Source organism: Amycolatopsis rhizosphaerae, assembly GCF_007713715.1.
Lineage (GTDB): Bacteria > Actinomycetota > Actinomycetes > Mycobacteriales > Pseudonocardiaceae > Amycolatopsis_E > Amycolatopsis_E rhizosphaerae.
In genome coordinates, this window is record NZ_VJWX01000321.1 from 1 (window position 1) to 8,247 (window position 8,247).

Sequence of the window (8,247 nt, forward strand, 5' to 3'; positions counted from 1 at the left end):
GCGGTGGGCGGGCCGATCCGGCTCGCCTTGCGCGGCAACGCTATTCGCGGACCTTCTCGGTCCACTCGGGACGCGGGTCCACCCGGACCCGGCGTGCCCCCACGTCTTCGGGACCCGGCATCGTGCTTCCGGGGAGCGACACCGCCGCCGCACCCCAGGCCACGGCGGTGGCCAGTGCCCGCGGACCACTCCCCCCTGCCGCCAGGAAACCGGCGAGCATCGCGTCGCCGGCGCCGACCGAACTGCGCGGCTCGGCCGAGGCGTTGGCGCGCCAGATTCCCGCGTCTTCCACCAGTACGGCACCCTTGCCGCCAAGACTGGCGAGAACGGTTCCCGCGCCGAGCGCGCGGAGTTCCTGTGCGGCGTCGACGACGTCCCGGACGGTGTCGAGCGGACGGCCGACCGCTTCCTCCAGCTCGTCGAGGTTCGGCTTGACCAGCGCGGGCCCGGCCTTGACCGACGTCCGGAAGGCCGGGCCGCTGGTGTCGACGGCGACCTTGACGCCGGTCGGGGCCAGGCGCGCGATCAGGTCCGCGTAGAAGTCGTCACCGGCGCCCGGCGGCAGGCTTCCCGCTGCCACCACCCATTCCGCGTCGTCCACATGGGACAACAGCGCGTCGCAGAGTGCCTCCAGCTCCTGACCGGACAGGCGCGGGCCGCTCTCGTTCACCTTCGTCACGGTCGCGTCCGGTTCGACGAGGCTGACGTTGCTGCGCACCGGCTCCGTGGTCCGGACCCGGACCACGTCGATGTTGTAGTCCCGCAGCAGGCTGATCAGCCGGTCGCCCTCGGGTCCTCCGGCGGGGACCACGGCACGGGCCTTGAACCCGTTGCGCACCAAGGCGCGCGCGACGTTGATGCCCTTGCCGCCCGGCTGGACGCGAGCGCTCGTGGCCCGGTGGAGGCCACCCCGGATGATCCGGTCGACCTCGACCGTCCGGTCGACGCTCGGATTCGCCGTCAGGGTCACGAACACGTTCCGCACACCTCCGCCGAGGGCCTCTTTGGTTTGAGTGATATTGCCTGCGTTCGTCTGCGTTTACAAGTCTCACTTTGGTCACGCGGGCCACGCGCGCCCCATCAAGACCCGGGTTTTGCCGCCGTAGCAGCCAGAACTACTGACCCGCTCGGGGCCGACAAACCCACACAAAGCCATATCGCGGAGGCTGGTCCACATGATCGCGCGCGGCCATCGGGGCGACCACCCTGCGTTGCCTACCGCAGGTGATCCCACATAAACTGACATCACCAGCAACACAGAACGACATGGGCGGGGTTCGCGATGTACGCGGAAGAGCGTCAGCAGCTGATCCTCGAGCGGGCCCGTTCGCGCGGCCGGGTGGACGTGGCCGAACTCGCGGGCGAGTTCGCGGTGACCACCGAGACCATCCGCCGTGACCTCACCACCCTGGAGCGCCACGGATCACTCCGCCGCGTGCACGGCGGCGCGATCCCCATCGAACGGCTGGGTTTCGAGCCGGCGTTCACCACCCGTGAAAGCGTCATGACGGCGGAGAAGAAGCGCATCGGCAAGGCCGCGGTCGCCGAACTGCCGTCGGAAGGCGCGATCCTGCTCGACGCCGGGACGACCACCGCCCACCTGGCCGAGGCCCTGCCGATCGACTGCGACCTCACGGTCGTCACGAACTCGGTGAACATCGCCCTGACGCTGTCCAAGCGCCCCAGCCTCACGGTGATGCTGGTCGGGGGCAGGCTGCGCGCCCGCACGCTCGCGTCGGTCGACTCCTGGGCCCTGCACGCGCTGAGCGAGACCTTCGTCGAGGTGGCCTTCATGGCGACCAACGGCCTCTCCGTCGAGCGCGGTCTCACCACCCCGGACCCGGCGGAGGCGATGGTCAAGCGCGCCTCGATCGCCGGTGCCCGCCGCGTGGTCCTGCTCGCCGACCACACCAAGGTGGGCAACGACCATTTCGCCCGGTTCGGCGAACTGTCCGTTGTGGACACGTTCATCACCGACAGCGGGATCGACCCGGCGGTGGCCGCCGAGATCGAACGCGAGGGCGTCACCGTCCTGACCGCGTGACCCACCGGCTCCCAGGGTCCGAAGAGGACCCCCGCAAAGTCGCGTGGGTGTTGGCCGTGAAGGGTCCCTTCACAGTCGATTCGACTGTGAAGGGACCCTTCACGGCTTGCCCCAGCCCCTCCGGCCGGGGGTGAGGGGAACCCTCACGGCCCTGGGGAGCACGGCCCGGTGGGGTCAGGCCGTGTACTGGTAGGCAGGGTAGGTGAGATAGCCCGCGTCGCCGCCCTGGTAGTAGGTGGCCTCGTCGACGGGGGCGAGCGGGTGCCCGGCCCGCAGGCGCTCGACCAGGTCGGGGTTGGCGATGAAGGCGCGTCCGAAGCTGATGAGGTCCGCCCCGAGCCCCAGCCAGTGGTCGGCCTCGGTCTTCCCGGCCTGCTTCGGCCCCATCGGCAGCACCGGGTTCATGATCAGCGTGCCCGGCCACGCCCGGCGCAGGCCGAGCAGCACGTCTTCGTCGGCGGTCGCTTCGAGGTGCACGTAGGCGAGGTCCAGGCGGGCCAGTTCGCCCAGCAGCGCGGCGTACAGCTCGGGGACGTCGCTATCCTCGACGCCCCAGAACGTCCCGCCCGGGGAGAGGCGGATACCGGTCCTGGCCCCGCCGACGGCGTCGGCGGTCGCGGCAACCGCCTCGACGGCGAACCGGATGCGGTTGGCCACCGAACCCCCGTAGCGGTCCGTGCGCAGGTTGGCGTTCGAGGACAGGAACTGCGAGATCAGGTAGCCGTTGGCACCGTGCAGCTCCACGCCGTCGAAACCGGCGTCGACGGCACGCCGGGCGGCCTCGGCGTAGGACTGGACGTGCTCGGGCACCTCGGCGGTGTCCAGGGCACGCGGGACCGGCGCGGGCTGCGGCCCGGCCGGGGTGAACACGTTGCCGGTGGCCGCGACGGCCGAGGGCCCCACCGGCTGCAGGCCGGTGGTGGCGGGATGCGAGACCCGCCCGCCGTGCATGATCTGGGCGAAGATCCGCCCGCCGTTGACGTGCACGGCGTCGGTCACCGGACGCCACGAGGCGACCTGCTCGTCGGTGTGCAGGCCCGGCGTCCCCGGGTTCGACTGCCCGATCAGGCTCGGCTGCACACCCTCCGACACGATCAGCCCGGCGGACGCCCGCTGGGCGTAGTAGGTCGCCATCGAGGGCGTCGCCAAACCGCCTGCGGCCGCCCGGACCCGCGTCATCGGGGCCATCACCACGCGGTTGGGCAGCGCGAGGCCGCCGAGCCGGTATCCGGTGAAAAGGCTTGTCACGTCAGAACTCCTTCGCAAATCCGCCCACCACGTTCCTGGGCACGGTGCTACGCTAAAACCTGACATTGACGTCAGAGGCAAGGTTTGATGGCGCGGATCACAGCCGGAGGACGGATGCGCATCGGGGAACTCGCCGCACGGGCCGGGGTCAGTGTCCGCTCGGTGCGGTACTACGAAGAGCAGGGGTTGCTGTCCAGTGCCCGCAGCGCGAGCGGGCAGCGGCAGTACACCGACTCCGCGGTCGAGCGGGTGGCGTTCATCCAGCGGCTGTACGCCGCGGGCCTGTCCAGTCACACCATTGCCGACCTTCTGCCGTGCGTCGACGCGCCGAGCACCGAGACCGCCGACGCCGCACTGGAGCGGATGGCGGCCGAGCGCGACCGGCTCTCCCGGCACATCGACGACCTCGTCCGTACTCGTGACGCACTCGACGGCCTCATGGCCATGGCGCGAGCACATCGGGAAGCCCTGAACACGTCACGCTGAGACACTGGGACACCCGGGGTGAGCGGGTTAGGGTGGGGCGATGGGAACCTTCGACCCCAGTCACCTGCTCGACGTCGCCCGCGCCGAAGCACTGGCGGGCCGCGCGGAGGGCGGGGTCCCGATCGGAGCAGCGCTGTTCACAGTGGACGGTGAACTGCTCGGGCGCGGGCACAACCGCCGGGTCCAGGACGACGACCCGTCGATGCACGCCGAAACCGCGGCCTTCCGCAACGCGGGCCGCCGCAGGCACTACCGCGACACCGTGATGGTGACCACGCTCTCCCCCTGCTGGTACTGCAGTGGGCTGGTGCGGCAGTTCGGCATCTCCCACGTGGTCATCGGCGAGGCCAGGACCTTCTCCGGCGGCCACGACTGGCTCGCCGAGCACGGCACCGGGATCACCGTCCTCGACGACCCGGCGTGCATCGCGCTCATGACGGAGTTCATCGCCGCACGTCCCGACCTCTGGTTCGAAGACATCGGCGTCGAAACTCCCTAGCCCGCCTGCGGTGTGCCCTCATGGGAAACGCACGAGGGTGGGACTCAAACGCACGAGGGTGGGACACAAGCGCCCCAGCGTGGGACACGGGCGCACGAAGGTGGGACTCACCTTCGCATGGGGGTTGCCGGACCCTCAGGGCGAGGCCTGGCGGGTGGCTTCGGCTCCGGCGAGGCGGGCGGGCATCGGCCCGGGTTCCGGCAGCGCGTCCCCCAGCACACGCGCCCACTGGCGCACGATGTTGCGCCGCCGCCGCGTGTCGTCGGTGAGCAGGTTGGCCAGCCCCAGCCCCCGCGCGAGGTCCAAGGTGGCCTGGACGAGTTCCCGCACCCCCGGGTGGGACTCGCGCACGCCGAGCAGTTCCACCGCGAGGCGGTGCGCCTCCCGGCCGACGCGGGCCTCCAGCGGCACGAGCACCGATTTCAGTGCCTCGTCCGTGGAGGCCGCGACCCACAGGTGCAGCGCGGCGCGGAACATCGGCCCGGCGTAGAGGTTGAGCAGCATGTCGACGACGGGTTCGATGCGGGATTCCCCCGCGGGAAGGGTGTCCGCATAGTCGCGCAGGAGGCTCACCTGCACCTCGCTCAGGTACTCGACGGCCGCCGTCACCAGATCCTCCCTGGTGCGGAAGTGGTGCTGGGCCGCGCCGCGGGAAACCCCGGCCCGCTGCGCGACCACCGCCACCGTCGTCCCACTCCAGCCGAGATCGCCGAGACACTCGACGGCGGCTTCGATCAGCCGCCGCCGGGTGGTCCGGCTGCGTTCCTGCTGCGGTTCTCGCGCTGGCGTGGTCAAGACACTCCTAGCTGGGGGTTGCGCTCCTCCCCCGAATGCCCGCTCCTAATAGGACTTCGGGAGGCCGAGGCTGTGCTGTGCGACGAAGTTCAGCACCATCTCCCGGCTCACCGGGGCGATCCGGCCGACCCGGACCGCCGCGAGCAGCGTACCCAGGCCGTACTCCGAAGCCAGACCGTTACCCCCGTGAACCTGGACCGCGGTGTCCACGGCCTTGATCGCCACCTCGGCCGCGGCGTACTTGGCCATGTTCGCCGCCTCACCCGCGCCGAAGTCGTCACCGGAGTCGTAGAGAGCGGCGGCCTTCTGCGTCATCAGCTTCGCCAGTTCCAGTTCGATCTTCACCTGGGCCAGCGGGTGCGCCAGGCCCTGGTGGCTGCCGATCGGCGCGCCCCAGACGCTGCGCTGCCGGGCGTAGTCCACCCCCTTGTCCAGCGCGTAGCGCGCGACGCCGAGGGAGAAGGACGCGCCCATGATCCGCTCCGGGTTCAACCCGGCGAACAGCTGTGCCAGCGCCGCGTCCTCCGAGCCGACCAGGGCGTCGGCGGGCAGCCGCACGTCGTCCAGGAACAGCCCGAACTGCTTGTCGGCCGAGACCAGATCCATTTCGATCTGCCGGTACTCGAAGCCGGGCGCGTCGGTGGGCACGATGAACAGGGCCGGCTTCAGCCGTCCGGTCTTGGCGTCCTCGGTGCGGCCGACCACGAGCACCGCCTCGGCCTCGTCCACCCCGGAGATGAACACCTTGCGCCCGTTGAGAATCCAGTCGCCGCCGTCGCGGTGGGCGGTGGTGGTGATCCGGTGCGAGTTCGACCCGGCGTCGGGTTCGGTGATGGCGAAGGACATGCGCACCTCGCCGGTGGCGAACCGGGGCAGCCAGCGGCTCTTCTGCTCGTCGGTGCCGTAGCGCGCGATCACCGTCGCGCAGATGGCCGGGGAGACCACCATCAGCAGCATCGGGGTGCCCGCGGCGCAGAACTCCTCGCACACCGCGGCGAGGTCGCCGATCCCCGCACCGCCGCCGCCGTACTCCTCCGGCACCGCGACACCGAGGTAGCCCAGCCGCCCGGCCTCGTTCCACAGTTCCGTCGTGTGCCCGCCCGAGCGGGCGAGCTTGAGGTAGTACTCGTGGCCGTAGCTGCGGGCCAGTTCGCCGACGGCCTTGCGCAGCGCCTGCCGCTCTTCGGATTCGGTGAAGCTCATGCGGTCTCCTTTGCCGACGTGGTGACGACCGCGAGCACGGCCCCCACTTCCACCTGCTGCCCCACGGACACCGGAAGCTGGTCGACGACGCCGTCGGCCGGGGCGCTGATCCGGTGTTCCATCTTCATCGCTTCCAGCACCACGATCAGCTCGCCCGCCTCGACCTGCTGGCCCTCCTCGACCGCGACCTTGACGATCGTGCCCTGCATCGGCGCGGCCACCGCGTCACCGCTGACCGCGGCCTTGGTGCCGCCGGCCCGCTTGCGCGGCTTGGCCTTCGCGGCCGCGCCGCGGCCGCCGTTGCCGCCGCCCAGTGCCAGGTCACCCGGCAGCGAGACCTCCAGGCGCCGCCCGCCGACCTCGACCACGACGGTCTGGCGCGGTTCGGTCTCGTCCTCGGCACCGGCACCGTCGCTGAACGGCTCGATGGTGTTGTCGAACTCGGTCTCGATCCAGCGCGTGTGCACGGTGAACGACTCGCCGTCGCCGACGAACGCCGGGTCCCGCACGATCAGGCGGTGGAACGGAAGCACGGTGGCCATGCCCTCGACCACCATCTCGTCCAGCGCGCGACGGCTGCGCTCGAGCGCGTTCTCGCGGTCGGAACCGGTGATGATCAGCTTGGCCAGCATCGAGTCGAACTGGCCGCCGATCACGCTGCCCGACTCGACCCCGGAGTCGACCCGGACGCCGGGCCCCTCGGGGAAGACCAGCCTGGTGACGGTGCCGGGGGCGGGCAGGAAGTTGCGGCCGGCGTCCTCGCCGTTGATCCGGAACTCGATCGAGTGACCACGCGGCTCGGGGTCCTCGGTGAAGCGCAGTTTCTCGCCCCGCGCGATGCGGAACATCTCGCGGACGAGGTCGATGCCGGTGGTCTCCTCCGACACCGGGTGCTCCACCTGGAGCCGGGTGTTGACCTCCAGGAAGGAGATCGTGCCGTCCTGGCCGACCAGGTACTCGACGGTGCCCGCCCCGGAGTAGCCCGCCTCCTTGCAGATGGCCTTGGCGGAGCTGTGGATGGTGGCGCGCTGCTCGTCGGTGAGGAACGGCGCGGGCGCCTCCTCGACCAGCTTCTGGTGGCGGCGCTGCAGCGAGCAGTCGCGAGTGCCGACCACGATCGCGTTGCCGTGCTTGTCGGCGAGCACCTGCGCCTCGACGTGGCGGGGCTTGTCGAGGTAGCGCTCGACGAAGCATTCACCGCGGCCGAACGCGGAAACCGCCTCGCGGGTCGCCGATTCGAACAGCTCCGGAATCTCTTCGAGGGTGCGGGCGACCTTCAGGCCGCGGCCGCCACCGCCGAACGCCGCCTTGATCGCCACCGGCAGGCCGTGTTCCTGGGCGAAGGCGATGATCTCCTCGGGGCCGGAGACCGGCTCCTTGGTGCCGGGCACGAGCGGGGCGCCGGCCTTCATCGCGATGTGCCGGGCGGTGACCTTGTCGCCGAGGTCCCGGATGGCCTGGGGGCTGGGGCCGATCCAGGTGAGGCCCGCGTCGATCACGGCCTGGGCGAAGTCCGCGTTCTCCGACAGGAAGCCGTAGCCCGGGTGGACCGCGTCGGCGCCGGACCGCTTGGCGACGTCGATCAGCTTGTCGATGACGAGGTAGCTTTCCGCCGCGGTGTTCCCGCCGAGGGCGAACGCCTCGTCGGCGAGACGGACGTGCGGGGCGTCACGGTCGGGGTCGGCGTAGACCGCGACGCTGGTCAGGCCCGCGTCTTTGGCCGCTCTGATCACCCGCACCGCGATCTCGCCACGGTTGGCGATGAGGATCTTGGTGACCGGTCCGCCTTGGCTGCCGCTGGCCTGTTCGGGCACGCCCCTACCTCCATTTGGTGTTCCGACTGCTCCCCGGCGCGTCCGACGCGGCGCGTCCGCGGGCCTCAACTCGGGAGTTTACGGGCCGGTCGGTCCCCTGCGGTGAGAGTCGGCTCACCCTAATCTTGCGGCGGAGCGAGGGTTAGGGGAGACAGGGG

At 70.8% G+C, this 8,247-nt stretch carries 8 protein-coding genes; 3 read left to right on the forward strand and 5 right to left on the reverse strand.

Features of this window, described 5'->3' with window-relative positions:
• Window positions 1–40 precede the first annotated feature (40 nt).
• Window positions 41–976, reverse strand: a complete 936-nt coding sequence (gene pfkB / locus FNH05_RS25795) for a 1-phosphofructokinase (protein ID WP_144591304.1) — start codon at window positions 974–976, stop codon at window positions 41–43.
• 306 nt (window positions 977–1,282) lie between these two features.
• Between pfkB and FNH05_RS25800 the strand changes: the two genes are divergently transcribed.
• Entirely contained in the window at window positions 1,283–2,044 is a 762-nt protein-coding gene (locus FNH05_RS25800) for a DeoR/GlpR family DNA-binding transcription regulator (RefSeq protein ID WP_144591305.1), read from the forward strand.
• Window positions 2,045–2,218: 174 nt separating this feature from the next.
• On the opposite strand, the gene FNH05_RS25805 is transcribed toward FNH05_RS25800, so the two are convergent.
• Entirely contained in the window at window positions 2,219–3,292 is a 1,074-nt protein-coding gene (locus FNH05_RS25805; protein ID WP_144591306.1) for an alkene reductase, read from the reverse strand.
• A gap of 114 nt (window positions 3,293–3,406) precedes the next feature.
• Between FNH05_RS25805 and FNH05_RS25810 the strand changes: the two genes are divergently transcribed.
• Both FNH05_RS25810 and FNH05_RS25815 read left to right on the forward strand, forming a co-directional pair.
• Window positions 3,407–3,778 carry a MerR family transcriptional regulator gene (locus FNH05_RS25810; protein WP_144591311.1) on the forward strand — a complete coding sequence of 124 codons (372 nt, stop codon included), beginning with the start codon at window positions 3,407–3,409 and terminating at the stop codon, window positions 3,776–3,778.
• A 40-nt stretch (window positions 3,779–3,818) separates the two neighbouring features.
• The gene (locus FNH05_RS25815) at window positions 3,819–4,277 is read left to right on the forward strand and encodes a nucleoside deaminase (RefSeq protein ID WP_144591307.1); all 459 of its coding nucleotides are present in this window, start codon (window positions 3,819–3,821) and stop codon (window positions 4,275–4,277) included.
• A 135-nt stretch (window positions 4,278–4,412) separates the two neighbouring features.
• Here FNH05_RS25815 and FNH05_RS25820 read toward each other — a convergent pair whose 3' ends face one another.
• Genes FNH05_RS25820 through FNH05_RS25830 form a run of 3 tightly spaced genes read right to left on the reverse strand, consistent with a single transcriptional unit; the run spans window position 4,413 to window position 8,089 of the window.
• Window positions 4,413–5,072: a TetR/AcrR family transcriptional regulator gene (locus FNH05_RS25820; RefSeq protein WP_144591308.1), complete on the reverse strand. Its 660-nt coding sequence runs from the start codon at window positions 5,070–5,072 to the stop codon at window positions 4,413–4,415.
• 45 nt (window positions 5,073–5,117) lie between these two features.
• A complete protein-coding gene (locus FNH05_RS25825; protein WP_144591309.1) occupies window positions 5,118–6,275 on the reverse strand; it encodes an acyl-CoA dehydrogenase family protein in 1,158 nt (385 codons plus the stop codon).
• Complete coding sequence (locus FNH05_RS25830) at window positions 6,272–8,089, reverse strand: acetyl/propionyl/methylcrotonyl-CoA carboxylase subunit alpha (RefSeq protein ID WP_144591310.1); 1,818 nt, start codon at window positions 8,087–8,089, stop codon at window positions 6,272–6,274. The genes FNH05_RS25825 and FNH05_RS25830 overlap by 4 nt, the downstream gene beginning before the upstream one ends.
• Window positions 8,090–8,247: the final 158 nt, after the last annotated feature.